This is a genomic window from Mammaliicoccus sp. G-M28 (assembly GCF_022386595.1).
Taxonomy (GTDB): domain Bacteria; phylum Bacillota; class Bacilli; order Staphylococcales; family Staphylococcaceae; genus Mammaliicoccus; species Mammaliicoccus fleurettii.
Genome location: NZ_JAJNIF010000007.1, coordinates 1 through 23,237, shown reverse-complemented (window position 1 = coordinate 23,237; position 23,237 = coordinate 1). Strand labels below are relative to the sequence as shown.

Here is a 23,237-nt window from a genome sequence, read left to right as displayed (position 1 = left end):
TACCTTATACGAGAAGAGGTAAAAATATGCGTTCAGTTAACGAGGACAAAGTTATTTCTAACATCAATCAATTAGGTCATAACTATGGATTAATAGTATTGGCTAAATTAAGCAATGTAGAGAGAGAAGAGAGAGACTTATTCTCAGAACTTGAAAGTTATGATCAGCAAAAGATTAAACAATCACTCGAATTATTAGTTGAAAATGAATTTCTACAAGTTAGAATAGAAGAAATTATGCCACCGAATATATATTATTCGATTTCAGAAAAAGGAGAACAATTAATACCATTTATAAAACAGCTTGAACAGATGAAATGATAGAAGATATTTCTCTCATTTCGCATAATTGAGCTCGTTATCATATTCATTTACACTATTAAATAGGAGGGATAGTCATGAATAAAGATTGGCAATCACAATTACCTATAGATAATATCCAAGAAATGAAACCAGTTAGTGGTGGAGATGTAAATGAAGCATATAAAATAGAAACGACAAATGGACCATATTTTTTGCTTGTTCAACATGATAGAAGTGATGACTTTTATGCAGCTGAAATTGCCGGCTTAGAAGCGTTTGAAGCGGCTGATGTAACTGCTCCTGTTGTTAAAGGTCATGGACAAATTAATGGAGATGCTTATTTATTGTTAAGTTATCTCGAAGAAGGTCATTCTGGAAATCAAAGAGAACTAGGAAAGCTTGTGGCGAAGTTACACAGTCATCATGAGCCACATGGTAAATTTGGATTCCATTTGCCTTATCATGGAAGTGATATTACTTTTGAAAATGGTTGGAAAGATACGTGGATTAATATATTTGTAGAACAAAGGTTAGACCAATTGAGAGATGAAATTGTGAATAGAGGATTATGGTCTAAAGAAGAACTTTCATTATTTGAAAAAGTGCGTGAAAAGATAATCAAAACTTTAGAAAATCATAATAGTAAACCTTCATTATTACATGGAGATTTATGGGCAGGTAATTACATGTTCTTATCTAATGGAGAACCTGCACTATTCGACCCTTCACCTTTATATGGTGATAGAGAATTTGACCTTGGAGCTACAAAAGTGTTCGGAGGATTTACGAATGAATTTTATGATGCATACAACGAAGCTTTACCGTTAAGCAAAGGTTCAGATGATAGAATTAAATTTTATGAACTTTATTTATTAATGGTACATTTAGTGAAATTTGGTTCTATGTATGCAGGAAGCGTGAACAGAACAATGACAGAGATTATACAATAAAATATACTTGGAAATACAAGAGTGATATTTTAGCGAAAGAGTTAAAATATCACTTTTTTTGTAGAAAATAGATGATATTTATGAATAAATTACAATATTATGAACATAATTCATTTAAAATAATAAAATTCAGAAAACGCTTTCTAGTAACGCTTTATTTTCTGACACTTTATAGTATAATTGTCCCATGAAGTTTGACGCATTTAAAATTTGATGAATTGAAACAAGGAGTGACACGAAATAATGGAAGACAATCATTTAAAAAGAGGTCTTAGTTCTCGTCAAGTACAGATGATCGCACTTGGTGGTACTATTGGTGTTGGTTTATTCATGGGTGCATCAAGTACGATTAAATGGACTGGGCCATCTGCAATATTTGCTTATTTAGTAGCAGGTCTGTTCTTATATTTAGTAATGAGAGCAATGGGAGAATTAGTTTACTTATATCCAACGACTGGTTCATTTGCTAACTATGCAAGTGATTATTTACATCCAGTTGCAGGTTATGTAACCGCATGGAGTAATATATTCCAATGGATAGTAGTAGGGATGAGTGAAGTTATAGCCGTTGGACAATATATGCAATATTGGTGGCCAGAATTACCAACTTGGGTACCGGGAGTCATAGTTGTAGTTACATTGGCAGCAGCAAATTTAACTTCAGTTAAAGCATTCGGTGAATTTGAATTCTGGTTTGCTATGATAAAAGTAGTGACAATTATTTTAATGATTATTGCAGGTTTCGGTTTAATATTCTTTGGGCTAGGAAATGGCGGAAATGCTATAGGCTTAGGCAATTTAACTGAACACGGAGGATTCTTCCCTAATGGTATTATAGGCTTCTTCTTTGCTTTATCAATGGTTGTTGGTTCCTATCAAGGTGTAGAGTTAATAGGTATTACAGCAGGTGAAACTAAAGATCCACAGAAAAATATTAAAAACGCTGTAAACGGTGTTATATGGCGTATATTAATCTTTTACATAGGTGCAATATTTGTTATTGTAACTGTTTATCCTTGGGATCAATTAGGTAATGTAGGTAGTCCATTCGTTGCAACATTTGCAAAAGTTGGTATTACAATAGCAGCAGGATTAATTAACTTTGTTGTAATTACAGCTGCAATGTCTGGTTGTAACTCAGGAATCTTTAGTTCAAGTCGTATGGTATATACGTTAGCTCAAAAAGGACAAATGCCACGTATATTTACGAAAGTAATGAAAACAGGCGTTCCATTCTTTGCAGTGTTAGCCATTTCAATTGGTATTTTTGTAGGTGTTATCTTAAATATTGTACTACCATTAGTAATAGATGGTTCTGAAAATATATTCGTGTATGTATACAGTGCATCTATTTTACCAGGTATGGTACCTTGGTTTATGATTTTACTAAGTCACATACAATTTAGAAAAAAACATCCAGAAGAAATTAAAAATCATCCATTCAAGATGCCATTCGCACCATATACAAACTATATAACATTAGGATTCTTTATTTTAGTATTAATCGGTATGTTGTTTAACGCAGAAACAAGAGTATCGGTAATTATCGGTATAGTATTCCTATCAGCAATGACACTTATTTATTTCTTAAGAGGTTATCATAGAATAGATAAAGGTGAATATTAATAAAATAATATCGAGAGTGCGACAGAAGTCCTAACTCAAAATAAATAAGCATATCACTTAACTGAACTTTTCAGTTTTACAGTGATATGCTTGTTTTTTTATTTTACGATTTTGTAAAGTGCATGCTTGCCTAGGGGTATGGCTCGAGCCTGTAGTCTCTCACGCATACTATTCCCTCAGGCGTCAGCACTTACAAAATCGTTATAAATATACAGTTTTATATAATCTTACGATTTTGTACGTGCATGCTTGCCTAGGGGTATGGCTCGAGCCTGTAGTCTCTCACTCATACTATTCCCTCAGGCGTCAGCACTACAAAATCGTTGAAAATATACAGTTTTATATAACCTTACGATTTTGTACGTGCATGCTTGCCTAGGGGTATGGTTCGAGCCTGTAGTCTCTCACGCATACTATTCCCTCAGGCGTCAGCACTACAAAATCGTTATAAATGTCTGTAAGAAGGGTGCTAAGGGACAAAATTCTGAGAAATGTCCGTAAGAGGTGTTGTTAGGGACATAATTCCGAGAAATGTCCGTAAGAGGTGTCGTTAGGGACAAAATTCTGAGAAATGTCCGTAAGATGTGGTGTTAGAGACATAATTCAGAGAAATGTCCGTAAGATGTGTTGTTAAGGAGCATAATTCGTAATTCTGCCAGTAAGCACAATCTCAATATTCACTTGTATATTATTCTCTATCTCGCTTGATGTATGTCTTTTACGAATTCTACAAATTTTTCTCTAAATTGTTTATTATTTGCATGCATACAGACTTCAACTTTACCTTCTTTATTAAATTCTGTGTATGTACATCCGGCTGCTTGTCCTTCTGTTATAACGGAAACGTCAGCTCGCTCTGTTGTGAACATTTCTGGATAAAGTAAATAAAATAATGTACATAAATCATGTATGATATGTTCGTGTTTTTCACCTGAATTTACATCATTATAGACTTCTAACATGTCAGTTATTAAGTTGCCAAAGTCTCCTTGTTTTTTGATTGTTTGTATATCATCATGGTTAATCTTAGTTTCTCTTGTTACATCAAGACCACACATAACGATAGGGATATCTTGATTAAATACGATTTGAGCTGCGTGTGGGTCTACATATATATTGAATTCAGCTAATGGTGTTGCATTTCCTCCGACTGCAGCTCCACCCATTAAAACAATTTGTTTAATATTGCTTTTAGTTTCTGGGAAGAGTGAAAATAATAATGCAATATTAGTTAAAGGACCAATAGGAACTAAAGTTATAGGTTCTTCAGAATTCATAATCGTTTCTTTCATTGCTATGACGGCATGATCTTCTAAAATATTTGTTTGAGATGAAGTCTTAAATTGCACATTACCAATTCCATTATGTCCATGAACATGTTCAGCAGTAGCAAGCTTATTGATGAGTGGTGTATCGACACCTTTTGCTACAGGTATATCTTTTTTAAAGTAATTTACAATATCTAATGCATTTTGTGTAGTATGTTCAATTCCAACATTACCGCCTACTGAAGTAATGAGTTTCACATCTAAATCTTTACTATGTATGGCAGCAGAAATTGCAATGATGTCATCTATACCAGGATCTGTATCTATAATAATAGGAATAGCCAATTTACTCACTCCTTAAAATATATTTATATTATTTAGTATAACAAACATTATTTATTATTAATGTTTGTAGATATTCTACGCTAGTAATCCCTACAATAATGTTTATATTTATTAGGAGACGGAGGGTAGTATGACCGTATTCTAAATATAAAAATTGTGAAAATGGGTATAACCTAAGTAAGAGTTGGTTTAATAAGGTAGCAACTTCTGGTTGCTGTGGGAAGCAAAAAATAGTTTCGGGACTTTTTGTATGATTAGTTCTATAGTGTAGAAAAGGGGTGAATAATCATGAATATTGGATCGAAAATTAAAGAAGAACGTGAGCTTAATGGATGGTCACAAGATGAATTGGCTGCTAAATTACATGTAACAAGACAAAGTGTTTCTAAATGGGAACTTGGTAAGGTGTATCCTGGCATAGACATTCTTGTTCAAATGAGTGATATATTCGATTTATCTTTAGATGAGTTAATAAAAGGAGATAAAAAGTTAAAGAAAACGATTATTGAAACTTACAGAGAAACACCTCAACAAGATATTAATTATAATAGACCAAGGAATGGTTGGGAGTTCTTTTCAAAATTTTGGTGGCTCGTTTTTCCATTTGGAGGAATTATTATAGGGATCATTAATGCACTTGTACATTAAATCGAAAGGTGATTGTTATGAATAAATATTTATATATAGCACATGGTTACAATGCTAATAGTCAAAAGCATTGGTTTAAGTGGTTGACTCAACATGTTCCTAGTGTTGATAGTAAGATTTTAGATTTTCCTAATTCTTCAAATCCTATATTGAGTGATTGGACGGATAGGTTAAAGGCAGAGGTGGATTTAACTTCTGGTGAAAATGTGATTGTTGCGCATAGTTTAGGTGTTGTGACGGTGCTGAATTATCTTTCGAAGTATGATGGTAAGTTGAACATTAAAGGTCTTGTATTGGTTGCAGGATTTTATGAAGAAATCCCGGAATTAAGCAAACTCGATGATTATATTCAGCATACTAATATAGATTTTGAAAAACTTAAAGAAAGAGTACCCAATATTATAAGTATTATTGCGACAAACGATCGCGTAGTTCCATATAAACTCAGTGAAAATTTAGCGAAAAAGTTAAATTCTGAATTTGTAACCATTGAACACGATGGACACTTTTGTGATAGGGATGGTTATACTTCATTTCCGGAAGTTGCAAGTTATGTAAATAGAATATTAAATCAATAAAAAAACGCCCTCGGCTATTGCCGAGGGCGTTGGATTAGTTTGTTGAATAAAATTTTAGTACTGCTTAATTAATTATGCAGTTACCCATTGTGAAGGGCCTGCAGTGTTGTATAATTTAACAGCTGCTGCATCTTGTACATGTTCAGGAGCTTCTGTAGGTGATACACCTTTGTATTCTGCTGGAGCTACTGAATCCCAAGTAGTTTGTAGGAATTGGTATTTACCAGCTGCACCTGATGATGGGTTAACAGCTTTTAAGTCGCCGCCTGATTCACGTTGAGCGATAGCTTTTAAGTGATCATTAACGTTTACACTTGAACCTTCAGAAGCTGAAGATGATTTAGTTTCTTGAGCTGGCGCTTGTTGTGTTTGTTGTTGAGCTGGGGCTTGAGTTTCTTGTTTTGGCGCTTCTACTTGTTTTGGCGCTTCTTGAGTTGCTTGTTCGCTAGCAGTGTTGTTTGCTGCTGGAGCTGGAGTTTGTTCAGCTACGTTTTGTTCAGCAACTGGTTGTTGTTGAGCTACTGGAGCTTGAGTGCTTTCAGTGTCAGCTGCATTAGTTGCATGATATTCCCAAGTAAAGTTGTATCCATCTGATTCAAAGTTATATTCGAATCCATCTAATGTGAAATTAATGTCATATGCGCCTTCTTGGACAGCATGTTCATTAAGTTCTGGTGAATTTGATTGAGCTAATTGAGCTAATTGCTCTTTATTTACGCCTTGTTCAGATGCATCTGCTACTTGTGAAGATGCTACTCCTGTTGCTCCGATTGCTACTGCTAATGATGAAGTTAAAATTGCTTTTTTCATAATTGTAAAACCCTCCGAATAATTTTTTATTTATTAGTATCTTAATTTAAGATGATGATTTCTTTGTTAGTTAAAAATTCTCCCCTGAAAATTGGGACAAGACAACAATAACATAAATAAAGGCTTTGTAAATTACAGTCAAATAACAAAAGATTACAATGTGCAAGAAATATTGTAATAAAGAATTACAGTTGAGATATTTTGTAATATTACACTTAAATTTACCAATTGTATGCAATTGTATGAAAAAGTCCGGAAAATAGATGTTACGTACGGAATACTTTCATGACAGTTTTGAACTTCGATATTAAGAGAGACATTCAACATTGGAAAAGTGCTTTTAGTATCGATGAAAGAAGTATAAAAATTTTCTGAAGTTATAAAGATTCAGTAAATCCTATGAGTTTAATAAGATTATTGTAGCTTTTAAGTAATATTATAAAAGACTGCATAGTTAGTGCGAGTAAGTTTAAATAGATTTATATCATCAGAAGACTGAATTATCAGTATTATTACTACTTATAGAATGAAAAACGTTTGACGTAACATTTTTGAAATCTTTGTAATGTTATTGTAATATATAAGTGTACAATTATACTAAAAGGGAGTGGTGGAAATGAATAAAGTGGCAAAGTTAACAATTGCAACAGGAATTTCAATCGGAACAATGTTTGGAGTAGTAAATATCCCTAGTCAAGATGGTAATGATGTCGAAGCTGCAACAACACCTTACTATAAGTATCAAGGTAATACAGGTCATGATGGTAGCTTTATCTTAGATTCAACTTTCATCAGTGCATTAGTGTACAAGAACGTAACAATGAATGGTCATAGAATTGTTCAACCTCAATCAAATGATGGAGAAACTTTTAAAAATATGAATTCTTATGATCAAACGTTTTATTTTGGTAATAACCACAACGATAATTATGCTGCTAGTGTCAAGTTTCCAGTGAAACAGAAACATATATCTAAATCACAAATTATGAATGCTTATGGAAATGATTATACTATAGAAGAAACTAGTAACGGAAAAAATTATAGATTCATTGTAGAGGGGAATCTTATTATATTTACAATAGTAGATAATTACGTCACAAATGTTAATATCGGCGAAGATTTAGAATAATGAATCGCATTGTAAAATAACAATACTAGTAATATAATAAAGATAACTTTGATGAACGGAGGTGTTTCAGATGTTTCTTTTAGCTCATAGTTGCAGATTCTTTGTAATCGTACGCAACAAATTTGCGAATGTTTCTCCAAAATTGGTGAAGTATGTCTTTTTTGAAGAAAAATATAGCTATAAGGAATGTCTGACACCAGCTTCCTTGTAGCACGATTTTGGAGGAAGCAATATGAATATTATAAATATGTCTAAATTATCTAAGTCTTATACAGGTGATGTTATATTTGAAGATATTAAATATGATTTGAATGAAGGGGACTGTGTAGGTCTAGTTGGAAGAAATGGTGAAGGTAAAAGTACATTATTAAAATTGATGGCTGGTATAGAATCGCCTACAGAAGGGCAAATAAGCTGGCAGAAGAATATATCAATTGGATATTTGAATCAATTACCAAACTATGAAGATGGCAAACTAGTATATGAATGTTTAACTGAAGTATTTGAAGAAGTTAATAACATTTCACAGAAAATGCAGTTAATCGAAGCTGAGATGGCTAATGAAACTGACAAAATTGAACTATTATTAAAGAAGTATGGGCAATTACAAGAATTGTTCGAACAACTAGGTGGATATGAAATAGATGCTCAAATAAGACGAGTAAGTCACGGATTAAAAATAAATCATTTATTAAATCATACGTGGGAGAAACTCTCTGGAGGAGAAAGAACGAAAGTAGGGTTAGCTCAAATACTATTACAACAACCTAAATTGTTATTATTAGATGAACCTACCAATCATTTAGACATTTCATCTATTGATTGGTTAGCAGATTTTATTAAGCAATATTCAGGCGCAGTTGTCATAGTTTCTCATGATAGATACTTTTTAGATGACACTGTTAATCAAATATTAGAAATTGATCAAGGTCAATTGCATGTATACCATGGTAATTATAGTTATTTTGTTAAAGAAAAAGAAGTAAGAATTATAAATGAATTTGAAGCATATCAAACACAACAAAAGAAAATTAAGAAAATGGAAGACTCGATTAAGCAATTAAGATTATGGGCAAGCCAAGCAAATCCACCAAATGCAGCTTTATTTAAACGGGCAAAAAGTATGGAAAAAGCATTGGATAGAATAAAGAAATTAGATAAGCCTATACTAGAACATAAAAGAATGAACGTGAATTTAGCAGAAGGACAACGTGTTTCTAACGATGTAATAGAATTAGAAAGTGTTTCTAAGATGTACGAAGATATATTGTTTGAAAAAATTGATTTACTCATTAGAAGAAAAGAACATGTATCTATAATAGGAGATAATGGAACAGGAAAGAGTACATTATTAAAAATGATGATTAATCAAATAGAACCAGATGAAGGAATAGTTAAAAGAGCGTCTAATTTAAGAATAGGTTATTTATCACAACACACTTTTGAAAATATTGATAACCAATCAGTTATCGAAACATTTAGAGATGTAGCTCATGTAACAGAAGGTCAAGCTAGACATATACTTGCACAATTTATGTTTTATGGAGAAGATGTATTTAATAAAATCAGTAGTCTAAGTGGTGGAGAAAAAATGAGATTACGTTGGGCACAAATTGTGAATCAAGATTTTAACGTGCTAGTATTAGACGAACCAACAAACCATTTAGATATAGATGCAAAAGAAACAATAGAAGACGCATTGTTAGATTATAATGGTACAATCATCGCAGTTTCACATGATAGATACTTCTTGAATAAGCTATTTGATATAACATATTTATTAAAAGATAAAAAATTAACTAAATTTGAAGGAAACTATGATTACGTTAAAGAAAAATTAAGAGAAAAAGAAGAATTTGAAGTATAAACTTCGATCTTAATATTGGTCTGATTAGAATCGCACGAAGACTGAGGAGATATCGTGCGATTCAGGCTAAATCCAGGCAAAACGCACGAAGACTTTCGAGATATCGTGCGATTCAGACTAAATCCGTTAAAAACGCACGAAGACTTTCGAGATATCGTGCGATTCGAGTCAAATCCAGGAAAAACGCACGAAGACTTCAAAGATATCGTGCGATTCAGGTGAAATCCGAGCAAAACGCACGAAGACTGTTGAGATATCGTGCGATTCGAGTCAAATCCGAGCAAAACGCACGATATCTCTTTAACATGAAACATAATTTATTACTGATAACATTGAGCCCATCCAAAATGAAGTTTTTGGATGGGCGCTTTTTTATGCTTAATTTTGATTTATATTTGATAACTGGTTAATAGCAATATTTAGTATGACATCTTCATTTAGCTCTTTTGGTGTCCAAGGTACATAATAATTTACAGATATTCCGTTTTTAGCCATACTTTTACCTGTATCTATCCGTCCATCTTTTGAATGTGGAACACTTAATATGAAATTATCATTTAAGTTTATAATCATAACATTACTATAATCATTCATTCCTCTAGTTGGTCTTCCAATGACTTCGATATTAGTAAATCTTTGAACAATTTCTACAAAACTTTCTCCAGAACTGCCACATTCAAAGTCGCACAATACTTTTACATTAGGAAGAGCATTATTAATACCTTTAATAACTTTAGTTTCTTGTTCATAGTTTATATTTACTAATCCTTTATCGTAATTGTCTTTAAATAATTTTGAAAATGTTTTATATTCATCAATTTCTTTAGAATCTGAAATTTGATTAATAATTTCTGATAGTACTTCTAATCTCTCGTCACAATATGCTTTTGTAAACCTATGATAATAGGGGAATTCATTTTTAATTGTAATATCATTGTTTATAAGTAAGGGTAATAATTCAAAAAAAGCTAAATCAGAACCGCCTCTATTTCCTCGAACATCAATAATTATTTGATTAGCATTCAGAATTAAGTTTTTGTTTTGTTTGATTAACCTAGATATTTTAGTATGATCTAAAAAGTCACTAAATCTAATATAAAGATAAGTTTTTCTCTCTTCAATTTGGTATGATTGGTCAAAAAAATTAGGGTTATCTTTTTGTAGTATAGAAATAATTTGATTACCAGTTGTAACATATTCATATTTTTTTAAAACATCTGTCCAATCCATTCTTTCTGGATTACTCGACTTCAACAAATCTTTATCTTTATTTAATACTTCTTCAACAGTGGATTTACCAAGCATCTTTATTAAAGTGCCTGTAGGTAAATTCTGATTTTTAGAATCTATAATATATAGATGATTTTCAAATAATTGGACTCTAATATTGGGATGAAGGCTCTTAGTATTATGGATTTTTAAATGTGGATCTTGAAATTTATTTAAGTATTTTGTCATATGGAAATAAAATTCATTACTATTTTTATAGCGGGTATATTTTGGGAAATTATCAATAAGTGATTTTTTGTCTTGATACCCAGCATATTCATTTATTAATTGATGTTTAATTGTGTCAATTTCATTTGTATACAAATAAAGCGCCTCATTTTTTTATAATTTTTAAACTCTGCTACAATGTTAGTTTATTATGTTCAATTTGTTTAAAACTTTTCAATTCATCAATATCCTAGTGTGCAAAGGTTGTACGTACTTTTCGATGGTATTTGTTTTCTATATTTCTACATATCTATTCAAATGTTTGGCTGTTACTGATTCTTCTATTTCTAATAAGCCTTTTGGTTCGCCACTATATAATATTTTACCTCCGTTCATGCCTGCTCCGGGTCCTACGTCGATTATCCAGTCTGCATGTGTCATCATAGTCAAGTTATGTTCTATTAATATGACGGTGTTGCCTTGTTGGATGAGTTGTTCGAAACATGATAATAATGTTGGTATGTCATCTTCATGCAGTCCTGTTGTTGGTTCGTCGAATATGAATATTTGGTTTGAAGCGGATTGATCTAAATATCTGCTCAGTTTAACGCGTTGTATTTCTCCGCCTGATAATGTATCTAGTGATTGTCCTAAAGTCATATAATGTAGGCCGGTTGATTCTAAATGTTTAAGACGTGTGTATACTTTATTGTTATTTTTAAATATGTTCATTCCTTCTTCAACTGTTAGTGCTAATACATCTGCTATTGAATAACCGTTTACTTTGGCTTCTAATACTTCTGGTTTATATCTGGTCCCTTTACACACTTCGCAAACTTGTGAAAAGTCAGGCATAAATGCAAGTTCTGTTTTGATAACGCCTTTACCATGACATTCTGGACAGGCACCTTCTGAGTTGTAGCTAAACATACTTTTCTTTAGTCCTGTTTCTTTGCTGAAGAATTCTCTTACTTCATCAAAGAGATCCATATAAGTTAGTAAGTTTGAACGATTTGAAGCATGTACAGGTTTTTGGTCAATGAAAGTAGTCTCTTTCTGAGATTTAAGTCCTGCTTTTAATAATGTACTTTTTCCGGAACCTGCTACACCTGTAATAACAGATAAAATATTTTTAGGCATATCCACGGACACGTTTACTAAGTTGTTTTCTGCTATATTTTTTAAATTGATGTAGCTCTGTGCTTTTCTAGGTAATGTTTTTAATTTGTGTTGTCGTTTTAAAGCTTTACCAGTAGAAGTATCAGATTGTAACAACTCATGATAAGTACCTGTGAATGTAATTTCACCACCATGTTTGCCTGCACCGGGTCCAATGTCTATAACGTAGTCTGCAATACGAATAACGTCAGGGTCATGTTCTACGACGAGTACTGTATTGCCTTTATCTCTTATAGATTTCATAATGTCATTTATTTTTTCAATATCTTCAGGGTGTAAGCCAACACTAGGCTCATCAATAATATAGACGAGGTCAGATAGTGGACTATTTAAGTGACGTATTAATTTAATGCGTTGAGATTCTCCTCCTGATAGAGAAGGTGTCTTACGGTCCAATGTTAAATAATTTAATCCAACATAAGATAAAGCTTCTAACTGCTCTAATAATGGTTTAATAATATATGCAGCTTTTTTGTCTTTAAGTTTATTTAGAAATTCAATCGCATCATCTATTGAAAGAGCTGTAAAATCAGTAATGCTTAGTCCATTTATTTTACAACTTAAAATTTTATCGTTTAGTCTTTTACCATGACATTTTGGACATTTATGGGAAGTGACAACTCTATTTACGTCTTCTAGAAAACGTTTCTTTTCGAAATTATCATTCAATAGAAATGAGCGTCTAAAACGATGAAGCAAACCTTCGAATTTAGCAGTTTTTGGCCAATTTTCTGGAGGACTTTTAAGTTTTTTGGGTTTTGTATAAAGGAATGTGTCCATTTCTTCTTTAGTAAAGTCTTTAAGCTTCTTGTCATTATCAAATAAACCACTATATAAATAACGTTTGCCACGCCAGCTATCTGGTCTAAATGATGGGAACTTTATCGCATCTTCATTTAAAGATTTATCATAATCTAACAACTCGTTTAAGTCGATATCTTCAACATAACCGAGTCCTTGGCAACGTTCGCACATGCCACTTGGATTATTAAATGAAAATACGCTCGAATATCCAACAAAAGGCTCACCCACTCTTGACCATAAAAGTCTAACTGAAGCGTAAATGTCAGATATTGTTCCTACAGTTGAACGTGAATTTCCACCCAATCTTTTTTGATTTATAATCATGGCAACTGGTAGATGTTCTATTCTATCAACATCCGGCTTTTCATAAGATGTCAGTTGATTTTGTACATAGCTTGAATAAGTTTCATTTAATAAACGTTCAGATTCAGCTGCTAAAGTACTAAAAACGAGTGATGATTTTCCCGAACCAGATCTTCCAGTGAAGACTGTTAATTGATGTTTCGGGATATCTATATTAATATTTTTTAAATTATTCTGGTTTGCTCCGTGTACACGTATGTATGACATGTTCATTCACCTCATTATGAGTTTACCCAAATATCATTCATTGCTAAACAGTATCCACCTTAAATATCAGAATTCATGTACAATAGAATTAAAAGAAGGTAAAATGAAAACGATTACACAAGTAGAGGAGCATGTTTATGTGGATTGATATTACACAACCATTAACAAATGATATAGCAAATTGGCCAGGAGATGAGCCTTTCCGTTTTGAATTATCTGCAACTAAAGAAGAAACAGGGTCTGTAAATATTGGTTGTATTTCAATGAGCACGCATATAGGGACACATATGGACGCACCATTTCATTTTGATAATGATGGAATAAAGATTCATGAGATTGATGTGAATAGACTAATTGGAGAAGCTACTTTAGTAGAAGTAATTGGAGAAGCGCTTATTACGCGAGAGATACTAGAAGGTTTCGATATTAAAGGGACAATAATTATGATTAAAACAAAGTCTCAAGCTCATGCTGATGTGTTTCCGGATACAGTTCCAGTCCTAACTGAAGAAGCAATCGCTTATTTGTCATCAATTGGTATAAAAGTATTTGGAATTGATGTACCTTCAGTAGATGACATAGATTCTAAAACTTTAGATAATCATCATGCGTTTAATCGCTATGATATTATCAATATTGAAAATTTATTATTAGAAGATGTTACACAAGGATATTATGATTTTATAGGGTTACCATTGAATATCGTTGGTGCAGACGGTTCACCAATAAGAGCAACTATAGCAAAAAAGGGGGAATAATAATGAGCCATTATCAAGATGAATCAATTAAAGGGGAAAGTGTTAAAACGGATTTTACAGAAGATATGACATATAGTGAGTACTTAGGTTTAGATAAAATATTATCAGCACAACACACCTTAACAGATGCACACGATGAGAAATTATTTATTATTGTACATCAAGTTTCAGAACTATGGATGAACTTGATTATTCATGAAATTAATTCAGCTTGTGAAGATATAAAACTAGATCAATATAAACAAGCTTTTAAAAAATTAGCAAGAGTAGGTAATATTCAAAAACAACTCATTCAAGTATGGGAAGTATTATCGACGATGACACCAAGTGACTATTTGAAATTCAGAGAAGATTTAGGAAACTCTTCTGGATTCCAATCTTTTCAAAATAGAATGATTGAATATAGCCTAGGTTATAAAACAACACACGCGTTGAAAATATATGAAAAAGACCCAAATATTTATAATCAATTAAAAAATCAACTTGAAAGACCAAGTATATACGATGAAACAATCAAAGCAGTGAATAGAGCAGGATTCGATATTGATAAAGATGTGTTAAACAGAGAAGTAACAAAGAATTACGAACGCAATGATTCAGTCAAAGAAGCATTTAAAGAAATTTATTTAAATTCAGAAGATTACTTTGAACTATATGAATTACTAGAAAAATTAACAGACGTTGAAGATAGATATAGTCAATGGCGATTTAGACATATGAAGACTGTACAAAGAATTATAGGATTTAAAATAGGGACAGGCGGAAGTTCAGGCGTTAACTATTTGAAACGTGTCATTGATCAAGCATTCTTCCCAGAATTGTGGGAACTTAGAACAGAATTATAGTGCATATGTGATGATAGGGTTTGATAAAAAATTGAAAGAGCTTGGGACGTAAATGTTCTAAGCTCTTTTCGTTGTGTGGTGTTAATTTTGAGCATGTCTTAGATTAACTGTTGAATTAATCTACAACATAGCCGAACTCTTAGATTAACTGCTGAATTAATCTACAACTCAGGCAAACTCTTAGATTAACTGCTGAATTAATCTACAACTCAGCTCATTTTTCAAAAAATCCTTATTTTAGTTGTATTAACAATAGCTAACAGTATATTCATTAATATAACAATGACACTTTATATAATATTTTTCAACTTTCGTATGGTAAAATATTTGTTGGTATAAAATCGAATAAAAATTATAGGAATGATGGGTGTAAATATGTTGAATTTATTTGTTTTACTATTAGAACGTGTAGGTCTCATTATCCTTGTAGCGTATATATTAATGAATACATCGTACTTTAAAAATATGATGGGTGAGCGTGAAAAATGGTATGTAAAATGGCGTTTAATTATAGTATTCTCTTCATTTGCACTACTGTCTAACTTTACTGGTGTTGCTATTCATAATGGAGAAATTGTATCAAGTATGATTTATTTACATCTTGGTCCAGAAGTATCACTTGCCAATACCCGTGTATTAACTATTGGTGTTTCGGGTCTTATTGGTGGACCTTTTGTAGGTGTATTTGTAGGTGTACTATCGGGAATATTTAGAGTTTATATAGGTGGTGCAGATGCTTATACTTATTTAATATCATCTATTGTTATTGGTTTGGTTGCAGGCTATTTTGGTACATATGCAATGAAATCTAAAGGCTATTTATCAGTTACACAAAGCGCTATAGTAGGTGCTTCAACAGAAGTGATACAAATGATTTGTATATTAATATTCTCTTCTCAAAAGGCTGATGCATGGGAACTTGTACAACTTATAGCACTACCAATGATTATTATAAATGGTTTAGGTACGGCAATATTTATGTCTATAATCATTTCAACTGTTAAACAAGAAGAGCAAATGAGGGCTATTCAAACGCATGATGTTTTGAAATTAGTTAATCACACTTTGCCTTATTTTAAAGAAGGGTTAACAGAATCTTCTGCTCATCAAGCTGCTAAAATTATAAAAGATTTAATGAAGGTATCAGCAGTGGCAATTACTAATAAAACGCATATATTAGCGCATGTTGGTGTCGCAAGTGATCATCATACACCTGACAAAACTATTATTACAGATTTATCTAAAGAGGTAATTGAAACAGGGGATCAAAAAGAAGTTTATACAAGTAAAGATATAGGGTGTCAACATCCTAATTGTCCATTAGAAGCGGCTATTGTCATACCATTATATGTGCATGATGATATTGTAGGTACTTTGAAGTTATATTTTACAGATTATCATGATTTAACATTTGTGGAGAAACGACTTGCAGAAGGTTTGGCTAAAATATTCTCTAGCCAGTTAGAATTAGGTGCTGTAGAAGTGCAAAGACAATTACTTCAAGACGCTGAAATTAAGTCATTACAAGCGCAAGTGAATCCACATTTCTTCTTTAATGCAATGAACACAATTTCGGCACTTATCCGAATAGATCATGAAAAAGCGCGTCAATTATTGTTACAACTGAGTCACTTCTTCCGATCTAATTTACAAGGTGCTAGAAACAATATGATTACGATAGAAAAAGAGCTTGAACAAGTGCGCGCGTATATTGCTTTAGAACAAGCAAGATATCCTGATCACTTTGTTATTGAATATGATATACCTGACCAAAACCATTCATCACTTGTCCCACCGTTTGTCATTCAAATATTAGTCGAAAATGCTATTAAACATGCATTTACAAATAGAAAAGATGATAATCGAATTTGGGTATCTGTTCTCAATCAAAATCAATCGATTAAATTATCAGTAAAAGACAATGGACAAGGTATTCCGGAAGATAAGAAAGACATCATAGGAAAGGCTATTGTAGAATCTCAATTGGGAACAGGTAGTGCGCTTGAAAATTTAAATAAAAGATTAATGGGATTGTGTGGCCACTCGGCAGAATTACAAATAGAAACGAGCAATAAAGGTACAGAAGTAAGTACTGAAATACCGCATAAATATAGAGAAGAGGGTATGTAATGCAAGCACTTATCGTTGACGATGAACCATTGGCACGTAACGAACTAAAATATTTACTCAATCAAATTGGTTCTTTTAGTCAAATTGAAGAAGCAGAAAATATCGAAGAAACTTTAGAGCAATTGTTATCTCACGAATTTGATGTCATTTTCTTAGATATTAATTTAATGGAAGAAAGTGGCTTAGATTTGGCAAAGAAAATCAACAAAATGAAACATGTTCCTCATATTATATTTGCAACTGCTCATGACACGTATGCAGTTCAAGCGTTTGAGTTAGAAGCTACAGACTATATTTTGAAACCATTTGAAAAATCAAGAATTGAACAAGCAATTAAAAAAATTACAAATGTGGAAAGCCATCATACAATTGAGACAAAACAAGTGAATCAAGATGAAGTGTTACCGATTGAAATAGAAGATCGTATTTATGTATTAAATATAAATGACATCGTTGCGATTTCGGTTAACCAAGGTGTTACGACTATAAATACAGTAGAAACTGAATATGAAACAAGCGAACCACTCAGCTTTTATGAGAAAAAGCTTAACGATACAAAGTTTTTACGTATTCATCGCGCAAGTATCATCAATAAAAAGCATATCCAATCTGTTGAACACTGGTTCAATTCTACGTATCAAGTAACATTGACAGGTAATATCAAATTACAGGTAAGTCGTTCTTATATGAAAACGTTTAAATCAGAAATAGGGTTAGTGTAATTTTCACAGTAACTATTTAGTAACTTAGACTTCAAATATTGCATTTCGCCATGAAAACGCTTTAATTCATTATTTTCATATTAAGATAACCTTAAGAGATTAATTCGGGAGGTTGTCAGAATGAAAAAAGTAAATAACTTCTTTCAGCAAGTATTAACGATATCCATAATATTATTGATATCACATATAATAGAAAGCTTTATGCCAATTCCAATGCCAGCATCAGTAATTGGGTTAGTATTAATGTTTGTCGCATTAACGACAGGTATTGTTAAATTAGAGCAAGTAGAAGCGGTTGGAACAGCATTAACAAATAATATTGGATTCCTTTTCGTACCAGCAGGTATTTCAGTTATTAACTCATTAGGCGTATTGAGTACAAGTCCTATTCTCATCATATTATTGATTATTATATCAACAATTTTATTACTCGTTTGTACAGGAATATTTTCACAAATGATTATTAAACCAAGTGAAAAAACATCTAAAAGTGTCAAAGATATTAAACATAAACGTGTGGCAGGTGATTACGCATGATGGAACATTTAGGAGTCAATACACCATATTTCGGTATCGGATTATCAGTTGCAGTATTCTTAATCGGTACATATTTATTTAAACGATCAAATGGATTTTTCTTATTTGCACCATTATTTTTCAGTATGGTAGTTGGTATCGTATTTTTAAAAGCTACAGGTATACCATATGAAAACTATAAAATCGGTGGAGATATTATTAACTTCTTCTTAGAACCAGCGACAATATGTTTCGCAATTCCTTTGTATAAAAAACGCGAAGTCTTGAAGAAACATTGGCACCATATTATGGGAGGAATTGCAGTAGGAACAGTAGCTGCATTAGTCATTATTTATATAGTAGCAAAAGCATTCCAATTTGGTGATGATATCATCGCATCTATGTTACCTCAAGCAGCTACAACAGCAATTGCGTTACCAGTTTCAGAAGGTATATCAGGTATTAAAGAGTTAACATCATTAGCTGTTATATTAAATGCAGTAATTATCATGGCATTAGGGAATAAGCTATTAAAATTATTTAACATAACGAACCCTATAGCAAGAGGATTAGCATTAGGAACAAGTGGACACACATTAGGCGTTGCAGCAGCAAAAGAGCTTGGTGAAGTAGAAGAATCAATGGCAAGTATTTCACTTGTTCTAGTAGGAATAGTAGTAGTCGCAGTCGTACCATTCTTTGTGATGTTCTTGTTATAAAGAGATATGTAGCTATGAAAGTAGACTTGATTACAAAAATGAGAGCTTGAGACAATTATGTCTCAAGCTCTTTCATTATGTGGTGTTAATTTTGTGATGTCTTAGATTAACTGCTGAATTAATCTACAACTTGGTCGATCTCTTAGATTAACTGTCTAATTAATCTACAACTTGGTCGATCTCTTAGATTAACTGTTGAATTAATCTACAACTTAGCTCATTTTAAAAAAATCCTTATTTTCGTCGTCCAATCAGGAGTAGAGGGTGAGACAATTAATTGTCTCACCCTCTGTGTTTTTATTTATCGACTAATATCCACTTAGACAATACAAATGTTATTGGTATTGTAATGACAAGTCCTATGAATGGCGCGAAAGTTTCGTTCAAATGTAGCCATTGTACAAATATATACAACAATAATGTTTGTAAACCCATATTCACAACTTGCGTGATAGGGAACTGAATGAATTTTTTAAATGTTGGTTGTACATGGTATACAAAATAACAATTTAGATAAAACGATATGATAAAGCTTATAATAAATCCTGATATATGGCTTATTAAATAGTTAATATCTAATACTTTTAACAATAATAAGTATACCCAGTAATAATTGATTGTGTTAATACCGCCTACGATAATGAAACGAAAGATTTCTCCATATTTCTTGTACATGATGTTGCTCCTTTATAAAACCTTGATTCATTATACGACAAGTCCACGCTTGTTACTATATTGTTCGTATAAATGCTCTTGTGCAATTTCTTTTAAGATTTTAACGACTTTATAAACTTCTTCATATGATGTGTATAAAGCAATAGGTGCTAAGCGTATAACATTTGGTTCTCTAAAGTCAGGTATAACGCCTTTATCTTTAAGTGCCAAACTGATACGATAGGCTTCATCATGAACTAAACAAACATGACCACCACGTTTAAAATCATCACGTAAATTACCAACAGAATAGCCGTAATCTGATAATGCTTCATCAATAAGATACATCAAATATGCTGTGATATGTACTGATTTATTTCTTATTGCATGCATACCTATTTCATTAAAAATATTGAGCACGCCTTCAAGTGGTGCCATTGAAAGAATATTAGGTGTTCCTACCTGCCAGCCTGATGCATCTGGTTGATGTTCAAACGTATGATTAAGTTGGAATTGTGTTTCATCTTTGTTTCCAAACCATCCAGCAGTACCAGGATTTTTATTGAAGTGTTTTTTATTAATATATAAACCAGCAGTTGAACCTGGACCTCCTGATAAATATTTATAAGTACACCATACTGCAAAGTCAGCATCAATTAGAGTTAAATCCATTTCAATTGCGCCGATAGCATGACATAAATCCCATCCGATTATAATGTCACGTTCTTTAGCAGCCATCGTTAATTTTTCCATATCTAGTACTTGTGCAGAACGATAAAGCACGGTAGGTAATAGAATGAGTGCAACATCATCTGTCATAGCATCGATAATTGCATCTTCATCAATAAACATACCATCAGAGCTTGTCACGACTTTAACAGTATCTTCAGGATCTAATCCTTTTTGACGAACTTGACTATCGACAGCATAACGGTCAGTAGGGAAGTTTAAATCATCTACTAATATTTTATATTTCTTGTCAGTTGGTTCGTAAAATGTACTTAAAGCTTGGTGAATATTAGAAGTTGTACTACCAACAATAACGACTTCTTCTGGATTAGCCCCGATTAGAGGTGCCATTTTTGAAGCGATTTGTTTAGAATAATGATAGTATTTACTATCTTCAACGTTCCAAATTTTAATACCTTCCTTTTTCCAAACTTCAAGCGCATTCAGTAGCGCTGCCTCAGCATCTTTAGAAGCAAGACCTAACGAATTACCATCCATATAAATTTCATTAGGCTGTATGTAAAAACGATCACGAACATGATGCAGAACATCTGCTTTATCTAAAGCATGAGCAAACTCTTTTGTTGTATTAAATGCAGTATCCATATGTTTCATCCCCTTAAAAATAATGAATAGTTCTTTAAATATAATTGTATACTTTCATAAGCAAAGTAACAAAGAAAATGTTGATGAATATTTTGAAAGTGATGTAGGGAGTGGAGTTTGGAAGTCTCTCATTTCCTCATTAAAAGTGTATACAAAAAACTGCCAACAAAGTTTAAGCTTTGTCGACAGAATTATTTATAGTCGTTTTATTAGAAAGTTTTTCCTAAAGCTTTAGCGCGTTCGATACTGTCAGCTTTAATTTCTTCTGCTTTTTCTGGGTTAGCATTATGTCCTTCAACGATTAATCCATCGAAGTCAGTTATGCCATAGAAACTCATCATTTGTCCGATGTAACGGTGACCCATTTCTAATTCAGCTGCTGGTCCTTCGCTATAATATCCGCCACGTGCTTGGATATGTAGCGCTTTTTTATCTGGTAATAAACCAACTGGACCTTCAGCAGTATATTTGAATGTTTTACCTGCTACTGATACTGAGTCTAAATATGCTTTCATTACTGGTGGGAATGAGAAGTTCCAGAATGGTGTAACGAATACATATTTATCTGCATTTACAAATTGCTCACTTAATTCATTAAGGCGACGTACTTTACCTTGTTCGCCTTCAGAAAGTGCATCAAAGCCTGCTCCGGATTGTAGTTTACCCCAACCAGCAAATACATCTGCATCAATTTGTGGAATATATGAATTGTATAAATCAATATGAACTACTTCATCGTTAGGATTTGTAGTTTTATAACTTTCGATAAAAGCTTTAGCTGTTGCCATTGAAAAAGAAACAGTTTCATCATGTGGATGAGCTGTAATGAATAATACTTGTGACATAATATATTTCCCTTCTATTTATAAAAATTAAACTAACTATAATTATTATACTTATATTGTTTTATAAATCAATAGAAATACTCTTTTTAAATTAGCGACTTTTATACTTTACAGAGGATGTTACATTTTTAGAGATAAAAGTATAAAAATACAGAATACAGTGCATGATAATTATAAGATGATATTTTTAGTGGTAGGATATATTTAGAATAATACATATTATGAAAGGATGATGGCACTTGAGTAAGAAGTTATATCTTATGCGACATGGACAAACATTATTTAATGAAAAGAAAAAGATACAAGGGGCATCAGATTCACCTTTGACAAAGCTTGGAATAGAACAGGCACTAATGGCAAAAGCATATTTTGATGAAGCCAATGTTCAGTTTCAATCATTATATTCATCTACACAAGAAAGAGCTTGTGATACATTAGAATTAATATGCCCTGAGAAATCATATGTTAGATTAAAAGGACTAAAAGAATGGAACTTTGGCTTGTTTGAAGCGGAGAGTGAATTATTGAATCCACCACATAAACCTGGTGAAACATCATATGGAGACTACTTCGTTGATTATGGTGGAGAATCAAGTGTAGATGTTCAAAATAGAATGAATGAAACATTAACAGAAATCATGAAAAATGACGAAGCAGATACGATGTTAGCAGTTAGTCACGGTGGAGCTATATTTATGTTCTTACAGTTGTGTTTACCATTTGAGCAAGTGAAAGAAGTTAAATTTACGAATTGTTGTATATTAGAATTTGAATATGAAGATGCTAAATTCAAATTCATACAAGCTATCAATCCAACAGAAGATGAGTAAAGTGAAATTTAAAAAATATATAGTGTGAGACAGACATCTATTTCAATAAAATGATAAGAGGCAGTGACAATCAATTTGTCCCTGCCTCATTTTGTAATGTAATTCGATAGAAACGCACGAAGACTGTAGAGATATCGTGCGATTCGGCTCAAATCGGGTTAAAACGCACGAAGACTCAGAAGATATCGTGCGATTCGGTCTAAATCCGGGCAAAACGCACGAAGACTCAGAAGATATCGTGCGATTCGGTCTAAATCCGGGCAAAACGCACGAAGACTTAGTCAAGTCCATAATTTTGTGTAATATCTTTAGATGTAATCAACCTTTGGTTTTTCTAGGGTATTAACAAAATATATCTGCTTGGTTTTTA

At 32.4% G+C, this 23,237-nt stretch carries 21 protein-coding genes; 14 read left to right on the top strand and 7 right to left on the bottom strand.

Features of this window, described 5'->3' with window-relative positions; translation table 11 throughout:
• Positions 1–26: 26 nt before the first annotated feature.
• The 3 genes from LQ609_RS07860 (at position 27) to LQ609_RS07850 (ending at position 2,878) form a co-directional block, all read left to right on the top strand.
• Positions 27–320 carry a winged helix-turn-helix transcriptional regulator gene (locus LQ609_RS07860; RefSeq protein ID WP_115337077.1) on the top strand — a complete coding sequence of 98 codons (294 nt, stop codon included), beginning with the start codon at positions 27–29 and terminating at the stop codon, positions 318–320.
• Between the two features lie 77 nt (positions 321–397).
• Complete coding sequence (locus tag LQ609_RS07855) at positions 398–1,252, top strand: fructosamine kinase family protein (protein ID WP_239734547.1); 855 nt, start codon at positions 398–400, stop codon at positions 1,250–1,252.
• Between the two features lie 243 nt (positions 1,253–1,495).
• On the top strand, positions 1,496–2,878 hold the full coding sequence (locus LQ609_RS07850; RefSeq protein WP_078357855.1) for an amino acid permease: 1,383 nt from the start codon (positions 1,496–1,498) through the stop codon (positions 2,876–2,878).
• A gap of 695 nt (positions 2,879–3,573) precedes the next feature.
• On the opposite strand, the gene LQ609_RS07845 is transcribed toward LQ609_RS07850, so the two are convergent.
• Positions 3,574–4,491: a nucleoside hydrolase gene (locus tag LQ609_RS07845; protein ID WP_239734546.1), complete on the bottom strand. Its 918-nt coding sequence runs from the start codon at positions 4,489–4,491 to the stop codon at positions 3,574–3,576.
• A 288-nt stretch (positions 4,492–4,779) separates the two neighbouring features.
• On the opposite strand from LQ609_RS07845, the gene LQ609_RS07840 reads away from it, so the two are divergent.
• Both LQ609_RS07840 and LQ609_RS07835 read left to right on the top strand, forming a co-directional pair.
• Complete coding sequence (locus LQ609_RS07840; protein WP_208143537.1) at positions 4,780–5,139, top strand: helix-turn-helix domain-containing protein; 360 nt, start codon at positions 4,780–4,782, stop codon at positions 5,137–5,139.
• A gap of 17 nt (positions 5,140–5,156) precedes the next feature.
• Positions 5,157–5,717: an RBBP9/YdeN family alpha/beta hydrolase gene (locus LQ609_RS07835; RefSeq protein WP_078357852.1), complete on the top strand. Its 561-nt coding sequence runs from the start codon at positions 5,157–5,159 to the stop codon at positions 5,715–5,717.
• Positions 5,718–5,789: 72 nt separating this feature from the next.
• On the opposite strand, the gene LQ609_RS07830 is transcribed toward LQ609_RS07835, so the two are convergent.
• Positions 5,790–6,527, bottom strand: a complete 738-nt coding sequence (locus LQ609_RS07830) for a transglycosylase family protein (RefSeq protein WP_078357851.1) — start codon at positions 6,525–6,527, stop codon at positions 5,790–5,792.
• Between the two features lie 616 nt (positions 6,528–7,143).
• Here LQ609_RS07830 and isaB point away from each other — a divergent pair.
• Positions 7,144–7,656: an immunodominant staphylococcal antigen IsaB family protein gene (gene isaB / locus LQ609_RS07825; protein ID WP_208143539.1), complete on the top strand. Its 513-nt coding sequence runs from the start codon at positions 7,144–7,146 to the stop codon at positions 7,654–7,656.
• A 232-nt stretch (positions 7,657–7,888) separates the two neighbouring features.
• On the top strand, positions 7,889–9,523 hold the full coding sequence (gene abc-f, locus LQ609_RS07820) for a ribosomal protection-like ABC-F family protein (RefSeq protein ID WP_239734545.1): 1,635 nt from the start codon (positions 7,889–7,891) through the stop codon (positions 9,521–9,523).
• 378 nt (positions 9,524–9,901) lie between these two features.
• Here the strand turns inward: abc-f and LQ609_RS07815 are convergent, their stop codons facing one another.
• Both LQ609_RS07815 and LQ609_RS07810 read right to left on the bottom strand, forming a co-directional pair.
• A complete protein-coding gene (locus tag LQ609_RS07815) occupies positions 9,902–11,116 on the bottom strand; it encodes a S41 family peptidase (RefSeq protein WP_239734544.1) in 1,215 nt (404 codons plus the stop codon).
• A 138-nt stretch (positions 11,117–11,254) separates the two neighbouring features.
• Positions 11,255–13,513, bottom strand: a complete 2,259-nt coding sequence (locus LQ609_RS07810) for an ATP-binding cassette domain-containing protein (protein WP_239734543.1) — start codon at positions 13,511–13,513, stop codon at positions 11,255–11,257.
• Positions 13,514–13,650: 137 nt separating this feature from the next.
• Between LQ609_RS07810 and LQ609_RS07805 the strand changes: the two genes are divergently transcribed.
• The 6 genes from LQ609_RS07805 (at position 13,651) to lrgB (ending at position 19,203) form a co-directional block, all read left to right on the top strand.
• Positions 13,651–14,271, top strand: a complete 621-nt coding sequence (locus LQ609_RS07805) for a cyclase family protein (protein ID WP_078357847.1) — start codon at positions 13,651–13,653, stop codon at positions 14,269–14,271.
• A 2-nt stretch (positions 14,272–14,273) separates the two neighbouring features.
• Positions 14,274–15,116, top strand: a complete 843-nt coding sequence (kynA, locus tag LQ609_RS07800; RefSeq protein WP_078357846.1) for a tryptophan 2,3-dioxygenase — start codon at positions 14,274–14,276, stop codon at positions 15,114–15,116.
• 375 nt (positions 15,117–15,491) lie between these two features.
• On the top strand, positions 15,492–17,246 hold the full coding sequence (locus tag LQ609_RS07795) for a sensor histidine kinase (protein WP_239734575.1): 1,755 nt from the start codon (positions 15,492–15,494) through the stop codon (positions 17,244–17,246).
• Entirely contained in the window at positions 17,246–17,968 is a 723-nt protein-coding gene (locus LQ609_RS07790; protein ID WP_239734542.1) for a response regulator transcription factor LytR, read from the top strand. Before LQ609_RS07795 ends, LQ609_RS07790 begins: the two co-directional genes overlap by 1 nt.
• A 120-nt stretch (positions 17,969–18,088) precedes the next feature.
• Positions 18,089–18,505 (top strand): antiholin-like murein hydrolase modulator LrgA, encoded by a 417-nt coding sequence (lrgA, locus tag LQ609_RS07785; protein ID WP_115337089.1) that lies wholly within the window; start codon positions 18,089–18,091, stop codon positions 18,503–18,505.
• A complete protein-coding gene (lrgB, locus tag LQ609_RS07780) occupies positions 18,502–19,203 on the top strand; it encodes an antiholin-like protein LrgB (protein ID WP_078357842.1) in 702 nt (233 codons plus the stop codon). Before lrgA ends, lrgB begins: the two co-directional genes overlap by 4 nt.
• A gap of 297 nt (positions 19,204–19,500) precedes the next feature.
• Here lrgB and LQ609_RS07775 read toward each other — a convergent pair whose 3' ends face one another.
• The 3 genes from LQ609_RS07775 to LQ609_RS07765 all read right to left on the bottom strand — a co-directional run bounded on the left by LQ609_RS07775 (position 19,501) and on the right by LQ609_RS07765 (position 22,037).
• Complete coding sequence (locus tag LQ609_RS07775; protein ID WP_078357841.1) at positions 19,501–19,878, bottom strand: GtrA family protein; 378 nt, start codon at positions 19,876–19,878, stop codon at positions 19,501–19,503.
• Positions 19,879–19,908: 30 nt separating this feature from the next.
• Positions 19,909–21,192, bottom strand: a complete 1,284-nt coding sequence (kynU, locus tag LQ609_RS07770) for a kynureninase (RefSeq protein WP_208143545.1) — start codon at positions 21,190–21,192, stop codon at positions 19,909–19,911.
• A gap of 209 nt (positions 21,193–21,401) precedes the next feature.
• Entirely contained in the window at positions 21,402–22,037 is a 636-nt protein-coding gene (locus tag LQ609_RS07765; protein WP_078358558.1) for an FMN-dependent NADH-azoreductase, read from the bottom strand.
• A 239-nt stretch (positions 22,038–22,276) separates the two neighbouring features.
• Here LQ609_RS07765 and LQ609_RS07760 point away from each other — a divergent pair, with 239 nt between their 5' ends.
• The gene (locus LQ609_RS07760) at positions 22,277–22,867 is read left to right on the top strand and encodes a histidine phosphatase family protein (RefSeq protein ID WP_239734541.1); all 591 of its coding nucleotides are present in this window, start codon (positions 22,277–22,279) and stop codon (positions 22,865–22,867) included.
• Positions 22,868–23,237 lie beyond the last annotated feature (370 nt).